The sequence below is a fragment of the Halomonas sp. 3A7M genome (assembly GCF_014897875.1).
GTDB lineage: Bacteria > Pseudomonadota > Gammaproteobacteria > Pseudomonadales > Halomonadaceae > Vreelandella.
The window spans coordinates 1-17,937 of sequence record NZ_JABUZD010000174.1; the positions used below are offsets into that span (position 1 = coordinate 1).

At 54.2% G+C, this 17,937-nt stretch carries 17 protein-coding genes and 1 pseudogene; 7 read left to right on the forward strand and 11 right to left on the reverse strand.

Going from position 1 to position 17,937, the window contains the following annotated elements; translation table 11 throughout:
- Positions 1-431 (forward strand): annotated as a pseudogene (locus INT19_RS18005) (hypothetical protein); the annotation flags it as partial.
- A 140-nt stretch (positions 432-571) separates the two neighbouring features.
- Here the strand turns inward: INT19_RS18005 and rpoD are convergent.
- The 3 genes from rpoD to rpsU all read right to left on the reverse strand — a co-directional run bounded on the left by rpoD (position 572) and on the right by rpsU (position 4,997).
- Positions 572-2,428, reverse strand: a complete 1,857-nt coding sequence (gene rpoD / locus INT19_RS18010; protein WP_193061744.1) for an RNA polymerase sigma factor RpoD — start codon at positions 2,426-2,428, stop codon at positions 572-574.
- 270 nt (positions 2,429-2,698) lie between these two features.
- The gene (dnaG, locus tag INT19_RS18015; protein WP_193061745.1) at positions 2,699-4,603 is read right to left on the reverse strand and encodes a DNA primase; all 1,905 of its coding nucleotides are present in this window, start codon (positions 4,601-4,603) and stop codon (positions 2,699-2,701) included.
- 178 nt (positions 4,604-4,781) lie between these two features.
- A complete protein-coding gene (rpsU, locus tag INT19_RS18020) occupies positions 4,782-4,997 on the reverse strand; it encodes a 30S ribosomal protein S21 (RefSeq protein ID WP_007113641.1) in 216 nt (71 codons plus the stop codon).
- A 220-nt stretch (positions 4,998-5,217) separates the two neighbouring features.
- On the opposite strand from rpsU, the gene tsaD reads away from it, so the two are divergent.
- A complete protein-coding gene (tsaD, locus tag INT19_RS18025; protein WP_193061746.1) occupies positions 5,218-6,258 on the forward strand; it encodes a tRNA (adenosine(37)-N6)-threonylcarbamoyltransferase complex transferase subunit TsaD in 1,041 nt (346 codons plus the stop codon).
- A gap of 6 nt (positions 6,259-6,264) precedes the next feature.
- Here the strand turns inward: tsaD and plsY are convergent, their stop codons facing one another.
- On the reverse strand, positions 6,265-6,834 hold the full coding sequence (plsY, locus tag INT19_RS18030; RefSeq protein WP_193061861.1) for a glycerol-3-phosphate 1-O-acyltransferase PlsY: 570 nt from the start codon (positions 6,832-6,834) through the stop codon (positions 6,265-6,267).
- A gap of 105 nt (positions 6,835-6,939) precedes the next feature.
- Between plsY and folB the strand changes: the two genes are divergently transcribed.
- Both folB and folK read left to right on the forward strand, forming a co-directional pair.
- Positions 6,940-7,296, forward strand: coding sequence for a dihydroneopterin aldolase (folB, locus tag INT19_RS18035; protein WP_095603986.1), 357 nt, complete (start codon positions 6,940-6,942; stop codon positions 7,294-7,296).
- Entirely contained in the window at positions 7,293-7,838 is a 546-nt protein-coding gene (gene folK, locus INT19_RS18040; RefSeq protein WP_193061747.1) for a 2-amino-4-hydroxy-6-hydroxymethyldihydropteridine diphosphokinase, read from the forward strand. The genes folB and folK overlap by 4 nt, the downstream gene beginning before the upstream one ends.
- Before the next feature lie 20 nt (positions 7,839-7,858).
- Here folK and INT19_RS18045 read toward each other — a convergent pair whose 3' ends face one another.
- The 7 genes from INT19_RS18045 to INT19_RS18075 are packed head-to-tail and all read right to left on the reverse strand — an operon-like array spanning position 7,859 to position 15,690.
- Complete coding sequence (locus INT19_RS18045; protein WP_193061748.1) at positions 7,859-9,004, reverse strand: polynucleotide adenylyltransferase; 1,146 nt, start codon at positions 9,002-9,004, stop codon at positions 7,859-7,861.
- 30 nt (positions 9,005-9,034) lie between these two features.
- Complete coding sequence (locus tag INT19_RS18050; RefSeq protein WP_193061749.1) at positions 9,035-9,850, reverse strand: symmetrical bis(5'-nucleosyl)-tetraphosphatase; 816 nt, start codon at positions 9,848-9,850, stop codon at positions 9,035-9,037.
- 22 nt (positions 9,851-9,872) lie between these two features.
- Complete coding sequence (gene apaG, locus INT19_RS18055; RefSeq protein ID WP_089039622.1) at positions 9,873-10,250, reverse strand: Co2+/Mg2+ efflux protein ApaG; 378 nt, start codon at positions 10,248-10,250, stop codon at positions 9,873-9,875.
- On the reverse strand, positions 10,247-11,077 hold the full coding sequence (rsmA, locus tag INT19_RS18060) for a 16S rRNA (adenine(1518)-N(6)/adenine(1519)-N(6))-dimethyltransferase RsmA (RefSeq protein ID WP_120386447.1): 831 nt from the start codon (positions 11,075-11,077) through the stop codon (positions 10,247-10,249). Before rsmA ends, apaG begins: the two co-directional genes overlap by 4 nt.
- A 26-nt stretch (positions 11,078-11,103) precedes the next feature.
- The gene (gene pdxA / locus INT19_RS18065) at positions 11,104-12,153 is read right to left on the reverse strand and encodes a 4-hydroxythreonine-4-phosphate dehydrogenase PdxA (RefSeq protein ID WP_193061750.1); all 1,050 of its coding nucleotides are present in this window, start codon (positions 12,151-12,153) and stop codon (positions 11,104-11,106) included.
- A 12-nt stretch (positions 12,154-12,165) separates the two neighbouring features.
- Positions 12,166-13,203 (reverse strand): peptidylprolyl isomerase, encoded by a 1,038-nt coding sequence (locus INT19_RS18070; RefSeq protein ID WP_193061751.1) that lies wholly within the window; start codon positions 13,201-13,203, stop codon positions 12,166-12,168.
- Between the two features lie 39 nt (positions 13,204-13,242).
- Positions 13,243-15,690: an LPS-assembly protein LptD gene (locus INT19_RS18075; RefSeq protein WP_193061752.1), complete on the reverse strand. Its 2,448-nt coding sequence runs from the start codon at positions 15,688-15,690 to the stop codon at positions 13,243-13,245.
- A gap of 70 nt (positions 15,691-15,760) precedes the next feature.
- On the opposite strand from INT19_RS18075, the gene INT19_RS18080 reads away from it, so the two are divergent.
- From INT19_RS18080 to INT19_RS18090, 3 genes are all read left to right on the forward strand, one after another.
- The gene (locus INT19_RS18080; protein WP_193061753.1) at positions 15,761-16,771 is read left to right on the forward strand and encodes an aminoglycoside phosphotransferase family protein; all 1,011 of its coding nucleotides are present in this window, start codon (positions 15,761-15,763) and stop codon (positions 16,769-16,771) included.
- A complete protein-coding gene (gene murU / locus INT19_RS18085; RefSeq protein WP_193061754.1) occupies positions 16,768-17,445 on the forward strand; it encodes an N-acetylmuramate alpha-1-phosphate uridylyltransferase MurU in 678 nt (225 codons plus the stop codon). The genes INT19_RS18080 and murU overlap by 4 nt, the downstream gene beginning before the upstream one ends.
- 70 nt (positions 17,446-17,515) lie before the next feature.
- Positions 17,516-17,935 carry an OsmC family protein gene (locus INT19_RS18090; RefSeq protein WP_038477634.1) on the forward strand — a complete coding sequence of 140 codons (420 nt, stop codon included), beginning with the start codon at positions 17,516-17,518 and terminating at the stop codon, positions 17,933-17,935.
- The last annotated feature ends 2 nt before the right edge of the window (positions 17,936-17,937 follow it).

The window sequence follows — 17,937 nt, forward strand, 5'->3', positions numbered from 1 at the left end:
AACGTGAAGTAAGTCAACTACGTCCTGGAATGAACGCTTACGCTGCATCACTGGTACGCGAACAGGATTACTTTTTTGATTACTATGTTGCAGAAAATACTTGGAAAGTGCTGGTAGCGCTCATTGTCATCCCTAGCCTTGCCTGGGTAGTCGTGCAGCGACGTCGATTTATTGAGGAATTCTCTCATTATAGCAACACGTTCGCATTTGGGCTGTTCACTGCCGGTGTTCTCGTCACCTACATTTTTTCCCGCCTTTATGGTCGCCAAGACTTCTGGCGAGCCGTCATGCAAGACACTTATATTCGCGAGTTCAAAGATGTCGCAGAGGAAGCTATTGAGCTTTTAGGCTACAGCCTGATTCTATTTGCCATGATTGAGCTTCTGCTGATTGCTCGGCGCATTTACAAAGCGCGTATCGCCTCCCAGTAAGCCTTTGATCTAAAGAATAGTGCCGTAACGACAAAATCAAAAAGCCCGCCGTTCACAGAACGGCGGGCTTTTTGTTCATGGTGACGACTATCAGTTCACCACTTTCTATTTACTACATACCACTTACCACAGCCTACAAATCACTCATCAAGGAACGAGCGCAGCGGCTCAGAGCGGCTGGGGTGGCGTAGCTTGCGCAGCGCCTTTGCTTCGATCTGACGAATCCGCTCGCGAGTAACGTCAAACTGCTTACCCACTTCTTCTAGCGTGTGATCGGTATTCATATCGATACCGAAACGCATGCGTAGTACTTTCGCTTCACGTGCGGTTAAGCCGCCAAGGACGTTACGCGTTGCTTCGATCAAGCCTTCGCCGGTGGCCATATCAATCGGCAACAGCATAGTGCCGTCTTCGATAAAGTCACCTAAGTGCGAATCGTCGTCATCACCAATCGGCGTCTCCATAGAGATCGGCTCTTTGGCAATTTTTAGCACCTTGCGTACTTTGTCTTCCGGCATTTCCAGACGTTCGCCCAGCTCTTCCGGCGTTGGCTCGCGGCCCATTTCCTGCAGCATCTGACGAGAAACACGATTGAGCTTATTGATCGTCTCGATCATGTGCACCGGAATACGGATGGTGCGTGCCTGGTCAGCGATAGAACGCGTAATCGCCTGACGAATCCACCATGTGGCATAGGTCGAGAATTTGTAACCGCGGCGATATTCGAACTTATCAACCGCTTTCATCAAACCAATGTTGCCTTCTTGGATTAGATCCAGGAACTGCAGGCCACGGTTGGTGTATTTCTTCGCAATCGAAATTACCAAACGCAGGTTAGCCTCAACCATCTCTTTCTTAGCACGACGTGCTTTCGCCTCGCCGATAGAGAGCTTGCGGTTAACTTCTTTGAGGTCGGCCACGGTGAGCTGCACCATGTCTTCTTCAAAGGCAATTTTGCGCTGCGAACGAGCAATATCGGCGCGCAGTGGCTCAAGACGGTCAGCATACTTGGGCTGCGCTTCCTGGAAGGTGTCCAACCATTTTGGATTAGACTCGTACCCAGGGAACGACTTAATGAAGGTTTTGCGCGGTACTTTAGCTTTCTTCACGCACAGCTGCATAACCGCTTTTTCTTGGGCACGCACCTGCTCAACGCTAATACGTACTTGGCCAACCAGACGCTCAAAATGCTTCGGCACCAGCTTAATCGGCGAAAACAGCTCGGCTAAACGCGATTGCTCACTTTTAAGCTCAGCGCTACCACGCCCATATTTCGCCAACGCAGCTTCAACAGCGGCGTTCTGTTCACGGATTTGTTCGAAACGAGCTTTCGCTTCTTCCGGATCAGGGCCGCCTTCGCTGGCCGTGCTGTCGTCGTCTTCGTCGTCACCGTCGCTGTCGAGATCTTCATCATCGCTCAACTCGGCTTCCGGCTCAGGCTCGGGCACTTCGGCTTCTGCAACGCCAGGAATCCCCTCGTCGGGGTCGATAAAGCCAGAGAACAGATCAGACAAGCGACCAGGCGCTTCTTCATCCTGCGTGGCATCGTAAGCATCCAGGATAGAAGCAACAGCGCCAGGCAAATACGCCAGCGCTGACATCACTTCCCGCGTGCCCTCTTCTATCCGCTTGGCGATTTCGATCTCACCTTCGCGGGTTAGAAGTTCAACCGTACCCATCTCACGCATGTACATGCGCACAGGGTCGGTAGTGCGACCGACGTCGCTTTCCACGGCGGCGAGTGCCGCGACGGCCTCTTCCGCAGCGGACTCGTCCGTGGAGTGATCCGACATCATCAAAGTGTCTTCATCTGGCGCTTCTTCAACGACACTAATACCCATGTCGTTGATCATGCCAATGATGTCTTCCACTTGATCCGGGTCGGCGATATCCTCGGGTAGATGGTCGTTGACCTCGGCATAGGTCAGGTAGCCCTGTTCCTTGCCGCGCGCGATCAACTCCTTCAGACGTGACTGCTGCTGCGCATTTCCAGCCATAGAAACCCTATCTCGACGAAGAAGAATGAAACACCTGGGGCGCTGAATCGATTAAACTCAACAAGCCGAACAGTATAGCGTAAATAGCAGGAATTTTTCCAGCGAAACGTATTTGCGCGGTCATTCAGGTGTGTTAGGTTGTTCGGTTAGGCCAGCGCCTGGCGACTGACCCTTTATTTGGTGCCAACGTTAGGGAAATTCAACCCTAGCGCCTCAAACTCTACTCATTCCAAACTCTACTCATTCAAAGACAAACGCCGCAAAGCCGACTTAATGTCGTTGAACAAGCTCCATCATTAAGCTTGCCAAACGTTGCCGCTGCGCTTTATCTAGCTTTTGCCCAGAACGCTCTAAATCCAGCAACGCCTGATACTCTTCCTGAGGCGATCGCTTGCGCTGAACCTCTATTAGATGTTCAACCAACCCTGTCAGCTCAGTCTCCCGGGTTCCCTTGGGAATCAGCAACTCCCGTGACGCCAACTCAGCCAAGACCTGACCTTCTTGGCTCCCCTGAAAGTGCGCCAACACCACTTGCGGGCTGCGATAACGCCCGGCACGTAGCAACTCAATCAAGTCACGGCATAGCGGTGCTTCTTCACTCTCCGGCAACCAATCCAGGGAATCCGGCAGCGACGTCACTAAACCAGGCTCATGCAGCAGTAGCTGCACAATACGCGCAACGGTTGAAAGCACTTGCGGGCGAGGCGACTGAGCGCGCCCCTTTTGTGCCTTTTTACCAGCAGGCTTTGCGCTGACCAGTTGCTCCTCATGATGCTCAAACGGCATCATGTCGGGCGACTCAAGCGGCTCCCAGTGCACGGCTTCCTGCGAAGGCGCTTTCTGTGCCTCTTTTTGCGCACTGGCGGCAGCGCGCTTATCAAGCAGCGTTTTCAGTTGCGATTGTGCCAACCCACTGCGCTTAGCTAACGCCTCCAACAGTAACGATTTGAGCATGCCTTCAGGCACTTTGTTCAATGCCTCAAGCACCTGACTTGCAAACCGCTCTCGCCCTTCCACGGTATTCAAGTCACGCCCCTGCGCTGCCTGCTCAAAAAGAAACTCAGATAGCGGCATCGCACAGGTAACGCGATCTTGAAATGCATCGCTACCTTCACGGCGTACTAGCGTATCCGGGTCGTCACCTTCCGGCAGAAACAGGAAGCGCGCTTCACGACCGTCAATCATCTGCGGCAAGGCGGTTTCCAACGCACGGCTGGCCGCTTGACGCCCTGCACGGTCACCATCAAAGCAAAACACCACACGGCTGACTAAACGAAATAGTCGGCTTAGGTGGTCTTCTGTTGTAGCCGTCCCTAAGGTTGCGACAGCGTTGTTGATACCGTACTGCGCCAGCGCCACGACATCCATGTAACCTTCAACGATGACGAGCTGCTCAAGCTTGCTTGACGCTTGGCGAGCCTCATACAACCCGTACAGCTCACGTCCTTTGTGAAAGACAGGCGTTTCGGGCGAATTCAGATATTTAGGCTGTTCATCACCCATTACCCGACCGCCAAACGCGATGGTGCGCCCCCTTAAATCCCGAATGGGAAACATCACTCGATCGCGAAAGCGGTCATACGTCCGCCCCGTGTCTTCACGGTGAATTAGCAAGCCATACTCTATTTGTACAGGCTCACCAATACCTCGCGCGCTCAAGTGCTGCTTCAAGGCTTCCCACCCACCAGGCGCATAACCAATACCATAAGTACTGACAACATCTGGCGATAATCCGCGCCCTTGCAGATAGCGCTGCGCTCCCTGCCCTTCCTGCATTTTTAGCCGTTCTCGATAAAAACTGGCAGCAAGTTCAAGAAGATTAACGCCCTCTTTGCGCTTTTTTTCGCGCTGCTGGGCGCGCGGATCATCGGCACCCTCACGAGGAACATCCAGCCCCAAACGACTAGCCAACTGCTCAACCGCATCGGGAAAGGGTAGTTTGTCGTATTCCATTAGAAAGCGTAGCGCATTACCGTGGGCACCACACCCAAAGCAGTGATAAAACTGTTTATCAGCGCTAACCGTAAACGATGGGGTTTTCTCTTGATGGAAAGGACATAGCCCAGAATAGTTACGCCCGGCCTTTTTAAGCTGCACACGCTCACCAACCACCTCGACCACATCAACGCGGCCTAACAGGTCATCGATAAAACGTTGTGGAATTTGGCCTGCCATGAACTGCGGGCATCCTCGCGCAAAGCGCTAGTTCGCTTGCCTAGAGTCATCAAGCAAATTGCCAGATCACCATAAACAGCGATGAAACAAAACAAAAAACAAACGGCCACCTAGTGGCGGCCGCTTGACATCCCTCTTGAGATGGCCAGCTAACTGCTCCGGCCCCCTCGGGTACGGATCAATAGAGCCGTTCGAAACGCTTTTGCTCACGCTGAATTTTCTTGGCGTGGCGTTTTACGGCAGCTGCCGCTTTGCGTTTACGCTCAGCAGTCGGCTTCTCATAGTGCTCGCGGCGGCGTACTTCAGAAAGAACACCGGCTTTTTCGCAAGAACGCTTGAAGCGACGCAGGGCGACGTCAAACGGCTCGTTATCACGTACTTTTACAGAAGGCATTAAGCACTCACCTACCTTAAGGAGTCTTGAGTTCGAATAGTACGTACACTTTTAGAATACAGTGTACGACCCAGTTTTACAGCGCACAGTAGTCTAGTCGTGGTTGGCGATCTTTGCAAATGCTTACGCGCCTTAAGCATGAGAATGCTAAACTAGGCGACTGATTAGCAGCACTGGTTTCTAACCTGCAACTTTTTAACTTACAACGAGTTCTTCAGCTATGCGCGTACTGGGCATTGAAACGTCTTGCGATGAAACGGGCGTCGCGATTTATGATACTTCGCACACTGGAGGCCGCGGCCTGCTCGCCGACGCGCTGTATAGTCAAATTGCCATGCATGCCGAGTATGGCGGCGTGGTGCCTGAACTCGCTTCTCGCGACCATACGCGCAAACTGTTGCCGCTGATCGCGCAAGTATTGCACGACGCCAAGCTGACGCGTAGCGACCTAGACGGCATTGCCTACACTGCAGGCCCGGGGTTAGTCGGTGCACTCATGGTGGGTGCCAGTACAGCGCATGGTATGGCACGTGCGTTGAACATCCCAGTACTTGGCGTACACCACATGGAAGGCCACCTGTTAGCCCCTATGCTGGAAGATGACGCCCCTGACTTCCCTTTCGTAGCCTTATTGGTCTCTGGCGGACACACTCAACTTGTCGAAGTACAGGCCCTAGGACACTACCAGTTACTCGGGGAATCCGTTGATGATGCCGCGGGCGAGGCCTTCGACAAAGCGGCCAAAATGCTCGGACTCCCCTACCCCGGTGGCCCTCACGTTGCAAAACTTGCTGAACAGGGCAACCCAAAACGCTTCCGCTTCCCACGGCCAATGACCGACCGCCCTGGCCTAGACTTCAGTTTCTCCGGCTTGAAAACCCACACGCTGACCGCTATTCGCCAATTAGAAACTGCTGGCGAGTTAGACACCCAGGCCAAGGCTGATGTGGCGAGAGCATTTGAAGAAGCCGTAGTGGACACCCTGGTTATCAAATGTCGCCGCGCACTGGATCAAACCGGATTGAAGCGCTTAGTGGTGGCAGGTGGCGTTAGTGCCAATCAACGCCTGCGCGAACGCCTCGCGGTTGAAACAGAGAAACGCAACGCGCGATCTTACTACCCGCGCGGGCGCTTCTGCACCGACAATGGCGCGATGATCGCTTATGTCGGCGCCCAACGACTGGCGGCGGGTGAGCATGATGACAACGGCATTATGAAGGCTACACCGCGCTGGCCATTGGACACCTTAACGCCAACTTGATCCTTACTAACGACGCAGATGCGGCTCTTCTCCGCGGCGCAGGCGGCGAATATTTAACCCATGGCGCGCAAGCACCAATAGGCTGAACCCACTCACGACCACAACATAGTCAGGTGCTAGCCACGCACAAGCCAGTGGCGCGACGAATGCACTAACGAGCGATGCTGCCGCTGCCATGCGTAGCCGCCAAGCCAGCAGCATCCAGCACACCGCGCTAAGCAGTGCCACGCTGGGTACCAATATCAACAGCACGCCAAACGCACTGGCAACCGATTTACCACCGCGAAACCTATGCCATAGTGGATAGCTGTGACCTAGCAGAACAGCAAATCCAACCGCCCCTTGCAACCAAACAGGCAGCCCTAACAATTTGGCTGCCAGCACTGCAGGTGCCCCTTTTAATGCATCTAGTAAAAGCGTGGCGACTGCTAAACGAGGCCCGTAAAGGCGTAGCACGTTCGAAAACCCAGGGTTACACGAACCCCGATATCGCGGATCAGGAACACCTGCTAGCCGACATACGCTAAGCGCCGCTAACCAGCTCCCGCTTAAGTAGCCCACCACCATCCATATCATTCCGCTCACCATCTTGGCTCCTACCCAGCGTTAGATAGTACCTAGCTGTCGTTTCGCGCTATCCTCAAGTACAATCCCCCGCTTGTTGACGCTAGAGGAATAGCTGTGGATCGCATTTTGATCGAAGCGCTGGCAGTAGATACCGTCATCGGTGTGTACGACTGGGAGCGCACTATTGTTCAGTCTTTGAGCTTGGACTTATCGCTCGCAACGGATATTCGTCCCGCCGCCGCTGCAGATGATTTGAGCCTGACGCTTGATTATGCAGCCATTTGCCAGCGAATTCAGCGCTTTGCCGACGAGCACCAATTTGCTCTCGTCGAGACATTTGCCGAGCGCCTAGCTGAGTGCTTACAGCAGGAGTTTTCCATTATCTGGCTGCGCCTTACCGTACGCAAACCGGGTGCCGTTCCACAAGCCGCTAGCGTCGGTCTTGAAATCACCCGCGGCACGCTTCCATGAGCTTGGTTACTCTCAGTTTAGGCAGCAATATCGATCCGGACACTCATATCCGCCTGTGCCTAGATGCGCTTGAAGACACGTTTGGCCCCCTTCAAATATCGCGCATATTTGAAAGCGAGCCGGTAGGCTTTAGCGATAATCGCAACTTTTACAACCTTGTGGTTGCCTTTGATAGCGATTGGTCGGTGGGCGAGCTTCAGGCGTGGTCTAAGCAACTCGAAATTGCCCATGGCCGCACTCCCGATATGCTTAAGTGTAGTCCTCGAGCACTGGATATTGACCTGCTCACAGTGGGTGGTATTTGCGGCACTGTTGACGGTGTTGCCCTGCCCCGAGGGGAAATCACGCACAATGCCTTCGTTCTACAGCCGCTATCCGAGCTGCTACCCGATCAGTATCACCCTATCTATGGTTTGCCTTACGCTGCGCTATGGCAGCGCTTTGAATTGGGTAGTCAACGCTTATGGGCCATCGACTTTCATTGGCGTGGGCGCTGGGTTTCCCAGGCAGACCCTGTGCCAAAGGCGGTGTCCGCTCGCTAAACAAAGCCTATAGCTAGCCCTTAGTGCGTATCCATCAGCGCACTTGCTACTGCCTGTTGGCGGTGTTCACGTAGCGCCTTACCTAAAGCTGCACCGCGATAACCCGCTTGCAATAGCACTTGAGGGTCAACGCTTTGTGCAGCCTCCCACGCCCGATTCAGCGGTTCGAGCGTATTCTCTGCTAAACGCTTAATGAGTTGTAACTGTGCATCAACCTGCGCGGGCTTACGCCAACCATCCAAACGCTCCAGCCAGTGCAGAACGCGCTCATCACTTAACGGCTCGGCTAATATATCCCTACTCAGCGCTACATGGCGCGCCAGCTGCGTCACCGCATTAGGCAATCGCAATCTTATCGCCAGCGCATCACGCTGAGCATCATTCAATACCGACACCAACAACGCGTAGCGCCAGTGAGCCAGTGGAAGTGAGCTGTCGATAGCCACCTGTGCAACTGTCTCAAGCGCCATCGTCTCAAGCGCGTTTGCCAGCACAACGTCATCGGTTAGCTCAGGCCACCAAGCAGCCAGCGCCTCGCAATCATTTAAGGCTGTAAAGTAACGGTCAGGATTTGGTTCACTCAGCGCTTTTTCAGTTTCGACCCACACTCGCTCCGCAGCAAGATGGCTAAGCTCTCCACTGCGACTTACATCTCGCATTAGCTCGAGGGTTTCAGGCGCAATGGCAAACCCTAAATGCGCATAACGGGCAAGAAAGCGTGCCGTGCGAAGTACCCGCAAGGGATCTTCACTAAATGCCGGGGACACATGGCGTAATAGGCGCTGCTCAATATCCCGCTGACCGTTAAAGGGGTCGGTCAACGCGCCATCAAAGCGCTGCGCAATCGCGTTGATGGTTAAATCACGTCTTGAAAGGTCTTCTTCTAAGGTCACATCAGGACTTGCGTGTACTTCAAAGCCACCATAACCGTGGCCAGACTTTCTCTCAGTGCGTGCTAGCGCATACTCTTCGGCGGTATCAGGATGCAGGAATACCGGAAAATCGCGCCCCACTGGTTTAAAGCCTCGCTGTTGCATGGTTTCTGGCGTGGCACCGACGACGACCCAATCATTATCCACTACCGGCCAGCCTAACAGCGTATCGCGCACTGCCCCGCCAACACGATAAACATCGAGTCCTTTGGTTTTCGCATCCACCTGAAACACGGCTACCGCCCTTTTTTAATGTTTCGTGTTTTAATGTCTCGGCTGACGGCTAGGTACGCTGATGCGCTCACCCGATTCCAGATTGAGAGCGGTTAACGACCCACCCCACACGCAACCAGTATCCAGCGCTTCAACCTTTATCTTGGCGTTCGGGGTTTGGCCCTCTAATGCCGCCCAGTGGCCGAATAACAGTTGAAGCGCATCTGCTCTTGGGTATTGAAACCAAGGGGTGAACCCGTCAGGTGCACTTTCCAAGCCTTCTTTGGCAGCAAAGTCTAGCCGACCGTTAGCGTCGATAAAGCGCATGCGGGTAAATATATTGACGAGACAGCGCAAACGATCAATTCCTTCTAGATCCTCATGGAACCGGTCAGGTTGATTACCAAATAGCTGCGTTAAAAAATCACCGGCCGTTTCACTAAGCAAGGCCGTCTGCACTTCTTGACTAAACGTTACCGCTTGCTCGGCGCACCACGTTGGCAATATACCGGCATGGGTCATCAGCGTATTGTTTTCATAAACTGCCAATGGCTGGCTTTGCAGCCAATCCAGCACCTGTTCGCGCTGTGGGGTCGCAAGAATATCGCTGAGGGTATCGTTTTTTTTCAGTTTGCCGCCGCCACGAGCCACCACCAACAAATGAAAATCGTGGTTACCCAGCACGCATTGAGCGGCGCTGCCTAACGCCTGCACTTCCTGCAAGCAAGCCAGCGAGCCAGGGCCACGATTGACCAAATCACCAACCAGCCAGAGTGTATCGTTTGCTGCATTGAAGCTTAGCTTTTCTAGCAAACTGACAAACTCGGCATGACAGCCGTGCAGATCACCAATGGCATAGGTGCTCATCGCTCCCCCTTTTAGAGAATGGTCAGTGAAGCTGACGCGGCACCGCTAGCCTGAAAGGCGCAATGGGCACTTCAAAAGCTCGCTGGGTGTAGGTGTTAAGTAACGTGTAAGCGCCTTCCATAACGCCTACCGGCGTTTGCAGAATGGCTCGACTGGTATAGCGAAAACGCTGCCCCGGGCCAATTAATGGCTGCTGGCCCACCACCCCTTTGCCACGCACCTCTTGGCTATCACCGTTACCTTGGGTAATTTTCCAGTAGCGCGCCATAAGCTGCACGCTATGAGGGCTTTGGTTATGTACCGTCACGGTGTAACTAAACACGAAGCGCGACTCACGGTCATCTGACTCGGCTGCACGGTACTCAGGCGCGACGCTAACCTCAATGGCTAGGGCACTCACGCGTCAGAACTCCCATTACCACCAAGCGCTTCGTCAGTAGCCACTTGGTTGGCGATAGTGACGTACTCTGCAACCGTCAAGGTTTGAGGGCGCCGTGCAGGGTCAATGCCTAGTGCTTCTAATGTTTCTGCGCTTACCCTGCCTTTCAGGTTATTGCGCAGTGTTTTGCGTCGCTGACCAAACGCCAGCTTGACCAATTCAAACAGCAGTGCTGGGTCATCTGCTGTTTGGGGCAAGCTTTCGTGAGGCGTTAGCCTAACAATGGCGGAGTCAACTTTCGGCCTGGGAACAAAGGCTTCCGGCGGTACGACAAACAGCTGATCCACGTGGCAGTAATATTGCGCCATCACCGACAGGCGCCCCCAATCAGTGCTACCTGGCTCAGCGGCCAAACGCTCAACGACCTCTTTTTGCAGCATAAAGTGCATATCGGCAATCGCATTGCCCATGGTTAACAGGTGCACTATCAACGGCGTTGAGATGTTGTAAGGCAGGTTACCGACGACTCGCAGCGCAGGGCCATCCCCCTTTAGCGCGGCGAAATCAAACTTTAGCGCGTCACCCTCATGGATAACAAAATCAGGGTAGTTAAAAAACTGCACCCTTAAGCCCGGAATCAGGTCACGGTCTAATTCAATGACTTCAAGCTTTCCTGCCGCCTCTAGCAACGGAGCAGTGAGCGCGCCTTGCCCAGGGCCAATTTCAACGAGTCGGTCGCTTTCGCGAGGCCCAATGGCACGGACAATACGCGAAATGATGCCGAGGTCACGCAGAAAGTTTTGACCAAAGCGTTTACGAGCGCGGTGCTGCTGAGGCACTTGAGACATCTAACAGTGTTCCTTGGAGGGTTGATTCATAAAGCATTTAAGCCATTGGCGCGCTGCGCGGAAAGTCGCTGTGCTAGCGCGAGAGCTACGCCTAAGCTATTGGGGTCGGCAGTACCGCGACCGGCTAAACTGAGCGCGGTACCGTGGTCTACCGAAGTACGCACCAGCGGCAAGCCAAGTGTAATATTCGCCGCCTGACCAAAGCCTGCGTATTTTAACACTGCCAACCCCTGGTCATGATACATCGCCAACACCGCATCAACGCCCGCTAAATGGCGCGGCGTGAAAAGCGTATCAGCTGGCAGCGGGCCTTGAACATCAAGGCCTTCAGCGCGCAGCGCTTTCAGCGCGGGGATAATAACATCGAGTTCTTCGCGCCCTAAATGGCCATCTTCTCCGGCATGGGGGTTTAATCCACACACCGCAATGCGCGGAGCGGCAATCCCAAACTGGTTTTTCAGATCAGTCGCAAGCAAACGGCTAATGCGGGTAATTTTGTCGTAGGTAACCGCATCCGCCACGTCGCGCAGCGGTAGGTGTGTGGTGACAAGTGCGACGCGTAGGTCACTGCTACCCTGCCAACGGCTCGACTGAGCATGCAGCGCTTGGTCGGTAGCCAACAACATCACGACCTCATCAACCCCACAGGCATCGCGCAGCCATTCGGTGTGGCCAGTGAAGCTAGCAAAGCCGCCTTCGATAATCACCCCTTTATGCAGCGGCGCAGTGACCATGGCCGCCGCATGCCCCTGTAGACAGGCATCGACAGCGATTTGCAACGTCTCTAGCACATAGCCTGCATTAGCAGGATTGAGCACGCCGGGGAGCGCTGGTTCGCGAAGTCCCGCGGGCCACACAACCAAACGCCCAGGCGAGGAAGCCACACTGCTTCCAGGGGCTGCTTCTATCACATCAAGAGGAAGCCCCAGCAGCGACGCACGCTGTTTCAGCAGCTGCGTATCGCCAATAGCCACCGTGTTATTCAATTGGCCATTGGCGGCCAGCATCAGTGTGATTTCTGGCCCGATGCCCGCTGGCTCTCCGGTGGTTATCAGCAGTGGCGCGCTATTGCTCATTAGATTGGCTCATTAAAGGCGAATATCGACAAAAGCCTGTTCACGCATTTCACGCTGCCACGACTGTAGCTCTTCGTTAGCACGACGCTGGAAAATGGCCTGACGGACCTGCTCACGGCGACTTTCATCCGTCACATCCTGACGGCGACGCTCTAGCACTTCAATGACATGGTAGCCAAACTGAGAGCGCACTGGCTCAGAGAGCTGGTTAGTACTTAACGACCCCATCGCTTCTTCAAAAGCTGGCACCGTTTGCCCTGGACGCACCCAACCAAGCTCGCCGCCGTTCATGGCACTACCACGGTCGTCGCTAAACTCACGAGCGACGGACGCAAAGTCTGCCCCCTGCTGTAAACGCTGGCGAGCCTGCTCAGCGCGGGCACGAGCCTGGTCTTCATTGCGTGTTGGCGTTAACTCTACCAATACGTGGCGGGCGCGTATTTCTTCAATAAACGCTTGCCCCTGCTGAGATGGCTGCTGGCTCAAGAAGCGTTCAACGTCACGCTCAGTCACGGTGACACGTTGACTAATTTGGCGCTGCTGTACTTGGCGCATCAGCATTTCGCGGCGTATTTCTTCACGTACGCCACCCAGGGTCATGCCGTCTGCTTCCACGGCATCGGCAAACTGTTCTAGCGTCATGCCGTTAGACTCAGCAATGGAACGCAACTGGCGATTTAGCTCCGTGTCGTCCACGCTAAGATTGGCTTGGCGAGCCATTTGCAGCTGGATTTCATCCATCACCATGCGCTCTAGTACCTGCTGAGCCAGTTGGCTACGGGGCGGTAAGTTACCGTCCTGGGTTTGCGCCTGCTGCTCTATCTGGGCAATGCGGTCATCAAGCTCACTGCGCATGATGACGCCGTCATTAACGACAGCCACAACGCTATCTAGCATTTGCCGCTGGGTTGATTCGAAATTTTGGGCGTAAACCGACAGCGGCACAAGCGCGGCACTCGTTCCAAGGCAGAGCGCCATCATGCCGCCCGCAGAAAGCAGTTTTGCCCGCTTTTTCAAGCCATCGGTCAGCAGGGTCTTTCTGGTAGTCATAAAGAATCTCTTTCAGTCAGTCGCCATTTAACAAAATCGTTACAGCGGCGTTGGGCGGTAGCCAGGAATGGCCTGTTCAAAGTAACCGTCAGCCTGTTGACCAACGCCACCCAGGCCACGGAATACAAAGCGTAAAAATAGCCCGCGATCATTAAAGTCATCACCCACAGGGGCGGTGTCGTTATCGTCTACCCACTCACGCCATACTAGCTGTAAGCCGTAGCAGCAGTCGTTCCATTGAACGCCTGCCAGCCGCTCAAGCGCGCGGTCATTGGTCTGATCGTGCAGATAGCGACCAATCAAATCAATCCTCGGGCTGGCTTTCCAAGCAAGTGACAGATCCCACTCTTCCCGGCTGTAATCTCTAAAGCCGTCATCACCGGGTACGACGCCTGGATCGAAACCTTCGATCTCCCAACGGTAACCAAGGTTCACTACGTGGCCAGCGGGATGGCGATAACGCGCATCAACGCTAGAGCGTTCGGTCTGTTCACGCTGGTCGTCGTATAACCATTCATACCCTGTACTCCACCGATCATTAATCTGCCAATCGAGGCGCGTCACCAGCGGCGAGCGATCGCGAGTAGCTTGATAGCGACTAAGCGGATTCACACTGGGATCATCCTCTGGACGAGCAGGCAATGTGTCTGGGTCGCCCTCACTATCGATGCGACGCTCGGATAAATAAACACTTTGCCCAATCCCAAAAGTTAACCGATCCCGTCCGGTGGCGTCTTCAATAAAGCGAGATTGTACGCCAAGCGACACGCGATTGAGATCACCTAAACGATCTGCGCCAGAGAAACGATGAGGAGACCATAGCTGATCCCACGAGAACGCTCGCTCGCGGCTGTCAAAATCAGGCAGTTGTGTTTGGTTAGTACGTGGGACGTATGCGTAGTTCAAACGTGGCTCAAGGGTTTGGCGATAGTCTCGTCCGCTCAGTTCTAATTCACGCTCAAAAACAAGGCCACTATCTATCGATGTGACCGCCGCACTACGGCTGGGAGACGTACCTCGATCAGTGACGCGATCGCCATAATCCAACTCATAAGCGGTATGCCATAACTCGGTACGCGGCTCGATATAGCCCCAGGGTTGCTCAAAACGCCAACCGATAGCCGGGGTGAGATGCAGGCGCGTGCCGATGGCGGCTTCGCGCTCAGGCACCTGTCGCTCGTCTACATCACGCCAGAAATAGGTCGCGTTTGAGTGCCATTGTGTATAGAGACCGCCACCTAACTGCCAGTCAGAGTTCGCTGTCAAACTTGGCAGACGATAAAATGGCTTATCGGAATCACTCAGCGGATCTTCCAACCGCTGGAAGCCTTGGGCCCGGGCATCTAACTGCCAACGCTCACCGCGGTAATCTACCTGAGCGAGCCGCTCCATACTAACGCGCTCACTATTGCCAAACTCACCACCAAAATCATCGAAATAGCGCCCATCGCTAGCGGCACCATAGCGCAATTGGTAATCACTGCGTGGCGCCAGCGTTCCTGCATGTTGTGCATCAATATACCAGCGATCATTGCCTTCGAAGCGGTTATCACCATTTTCGCTGCCGTCATCACTATTGATATATCCGCCTTCTACCGTCCCTCGACTCTCTTCAAGCAGGTAGCGATACTCACCATTGAGCAACAGCCCACGGTCAGACATCCAGCGCGGTGTAATGGTGGCATCTTGATTTGGCGCTATGTTCCAGTAAAAAGGCTGTGCATAGTCAAACCCCTCATTGGAAAAGCTAATAGAAGGTGACAGCAATCCTGTATGACGGCGGTCATCAATGGGGAAGCGTAGCCAAGGCCAGTAAAAAATCGGCACGTCTTTTACTTCTAAACGTGCGTGCCGTGCGGTACCAAACCCTTTTGCTTGATCCAGCTTTATATCGCTACTAACGAGTTGCCAGCTATTGGCACCTGGATCACACGTCGTAAATGAAGCATTGTGCAGACGATATTGCTCTTCACCGGTTTGCTCTAATTCACTGGCCTGACCGCGTAAATGCTGTTCGTAAAGCACATAGTGGCTGTTGCGTAACGAGGCTCGGTCATCGTTGAGCATTAACGTGGCTTGCTCGCCGCGCACCAACGCCTGACCATTTCGTATGGCGAGATTGCCTTCTGCATCTACGCGTTGGCGGTCGGCGGGTAAATACATCTGCGCCGCCTGCAACTCTGTGTTTCCACGACGCAGTACAACATCACCGCGCAACAACGCTTCACCATCTGCGGCGTAATCGGCTTCCTGAGTCTCCACCGACAACATTTCAGGGTTATCCACCGCTGGCAAGCGGTAGTCAGGCATCACATATCGCCCTCGACACAGCTGATGCGGTGCTTCATCTTGGCTCCAGGCCTGCCAATCAAGCGCCTCGGCAGGCAACGTCTGGCCTTGTGCCACCGCTGAAAATGAGGCGCCAGCGAGCAAACTGCCCAACAGCGTGTGCGCAACCGGTACGGTACGCGAGATTCGCTTGCCCATGTTCGTTATCCTTGGCATCCAGAATCGGTATTATACAGCCCGCATGATGCCCGACCAGCAAGGAGCTTGCATGTCCTCTTCTAGGATTGACGCCCTCACCCAGTGGGCGGCTGACCAAAATGGCCTAAATAGCGCCGCTATCCACCTCTCTCCAGCGGGTGGTGACGCTAGTTTCCGGCGATATTTCCGGCTGACACTGCCCTGCGGCGGTACTCGCATAGTAATGGATGCCCCCCCTGACCAGGAAGACTCAACACCGTTCGTCGCTATCGGAAAGCGCTGGTACGCGGCAAAACTGCCCGTTCCGCATATTTACGCCGCCGATCTCGACGCGGGCTTTTTGTTGCTGGATGACCTTGGGGATACCCCATTACAGGCGCTATTCACTGATGACGCGTGCATTCAGCAAAGTCATTTCGATGCACTGTCGTTACTGGCCAAGTTACAAAACCGCGCCAACCCTGCCGCACTGCCGCCTTATGACGCGACGCTGCTGAACCGAGAGCTCGACCTTTTTCCTGAGTGGTGTTTAAACAATTGGCTGTCGTTATCAACGCCAGCCAGTTGGGATGCGCTGCGTGGCCACCTCGTTGAGCAAGCCCTCGATCAACCCGTCGTCAGCGTACACCGCGATTACGATGCGATGAATATCATGGTGCACGACCAGCAGCTTTACATGATTGACTTTCAAGACGCGGTGGCAGGGCCAATCAGTTACGACGTTATTTCCTTACTGCGCGGTCGCTACTGCCGCTTTTCTCAGGCGCAGTTTATGCAGTTTGTCGACTCGTTCTATTGCCAAGCGCGTCATGATGGGCGCCTCTCTCGCCATATCAGCAAGGATGAATTTCTTATCCAATGCCAAGCCATGGCCGCTCAACGCTGCCTAAAAGTGCTGGGGATTTTTTGCCGCTTAACGCTGCGCGATGCCAAACAAGGCTATTTATCACGCCTGCCGCATTTTTTAACGCATTTAGAAGATAGCCTAACCGCGCTGCCCCAGCACAGCGAGTTTACTGAATGGGTAAGTGGCACACTGCGCCCCGCCATTGCCCTACGTTTAGCGGAAAGCACGTTATGAAAGCGATGATTTTAGCCGCGGGACTTGGCAAACGGATGCGGCCGCTTACCGACCACTGCCCAAAACCACTGTTACCAGTAGGCGATAAGCCACTTATTGTGCACCACCTCGAACGGCTCAAGCGTGCAGGCATTGATGAGGTGGTCATCAACGTGAGCTATCGCGCAGAGCAGATCATGGCAGCGCTTGGTGATGGAAACGACTACCAATTACGGATTCTTTGGAGCCATGAAGAGACGCCTTTAGAAACCGGCGGAGGCATTCAAAAGGCACTCCCCCTGCTTGGCGATGCCCCGTTTCTGTTGGTCAATGGGGATGTCTGGTGCGATTACATTCCCTCAGAATCACTGCTACAGGGAAGTGACGTCGCCCATCTTGTGCTAGTAGATAACCCTTCCCACCACCCTAGCGGTGATTTTTCCCTTATCAACGGGCGCGTTGGAGTGGAAGGCCATCAGCGTCTCACCTTTGCCGGCATTAGCCTGCTACACCCGGACCTTCTTGCCGATCAGGCGCCAGGAGCGTTTGCCCTGGCACCACTGCTTAAGCAGGCAATGGCAGACAAGCGTGTTAGCGGTGAACACTTTTCAGGCCACTGGGTCGATGTGGGCACTCCAGAGCGCCTTGAGGTTCTTGAACACCACCTGTTGGCGCAACAGATCAGCAAGCGATGAAAAAGTGCGTCTATCGCTAGAAATGTTATGCTTCGCAACTACCTATAGGTGCCTAGATGAGGAGAGCGACGTGAAAGCACGGGTAAAATGGACAGATGGTCGCCAATTTGTAGCAGAGTCCGGTAGTGGGCATAGCGTCGTTATCGACGGCCCTCCTGACCACGGCGGCCGCAACACCGGCCCTCGCCCAATGGAAATGCTGCTGATGGGCATGGGTAGCTGCACCGCCTTTGACATTTTGAATATTCTTGATAAAGCCCGCGCCGATGTCACCGACTGTATCGCGGAGCTTGACGCAGAGCGCGCTGATGAAGTGCCCTCCGTGTTTACCAAAATCCACGTACACTTTGTGGTGACTGGCCGCAACTTAAAAGAGAAGCAGGTACAGCGGGCGGTTGAGCTCTCCGCAGAGAAGTACTGCAGCGCATCTATTATGCTGACACAAGGCGGCGTTGAGATTACCCACTCTTTTGAGATTGTCGACGCTTGAAC

Coding starts and splice junctions, on each gene's coding strand:
- rpoD (WP_193061744.1), bottom strand. CDS start 2,428: ATGGCTGGAAATGCGCAGCAGCAGTCACGTCTGAAGGAGTTGATCGCG.
- dnaG (WP_193061745.1), bottom strand. CDS start 4,603: ATGGCAGGCCAAATTCCACAACGTTTTATCGATGACCTGTTAGGCCGC.
- rpsU (WP_007113641.1), bottom strand. CDS start 4,997: ATGCCTTCTGTAAAAGTACGTGATAACGAGCCGTTTGACGTCGCCCTG.
- tsaD (WP_193061746.1), top strand. CDS start 5,218: ATGCGCGTACTGGGCATTGAAACGTCTTGCGATGAAACGGGCGTCGCG.
- plsY (WP_193061861.1), bottom strand. CDS start 6,834: ATGATATGGATGGTGGTGGGCTACTTAAGCGGGAGCTGGTTAGCGGCG.
- folK (WP_193061747.1), top strand. CDS start 7,293: ATGAGCTTGGTTACTCTCAGTTTAGGCAGCAATATCGATCCGGACACT.
- INT19_RS18050 (WP_193061749.1), bottom strand. CDS start 9,850: ATGAGCACCTATGCCATTGGTGATCTGCACGGCTGTCATGCCGAGTTT.
- rsmA (WP_120386447.1), bottom strand. CDS start 11,077: ATGTCTCAAGTGCCTCAGCAGCACCGCGCTCGTAAACGCTTTGGTCAA.
- pdxA (WP_193061750.1), bottom strand. CDS start 12,153: ATGAGCAATAGCGCGCCACTGCTGATAACCACCGGAGAGCCAGCGGGC.
- INT19_RS18070 (WP_193061751.1), bottom strand. CDS start 13,203: ATGACTACCAGAAAGACCCTGCTGACCGATGGCTTGAAAAAGCGGGCA.
- INT19_RS18075 (WP_193061752.1), bottom strand. CDS start 15,690: ATGGGCAAGCGAATCTCGCGTACCGTACCGGTTGCGCACACGCTGTTG.
- INT19_RS18080 (WP_193061753.1), top strand. CDS start 15,761: ATGTCCTCTTCTAGGATTGACGCCCTCACCCAGTGGGCGGCTGACCAA.
- murU (WP_193061754.1), top strand. CDS start 16,768: ATGAAAGCGATGATTTTAGCCGCGGGACTTGGCAAACGGATGCGGCCG.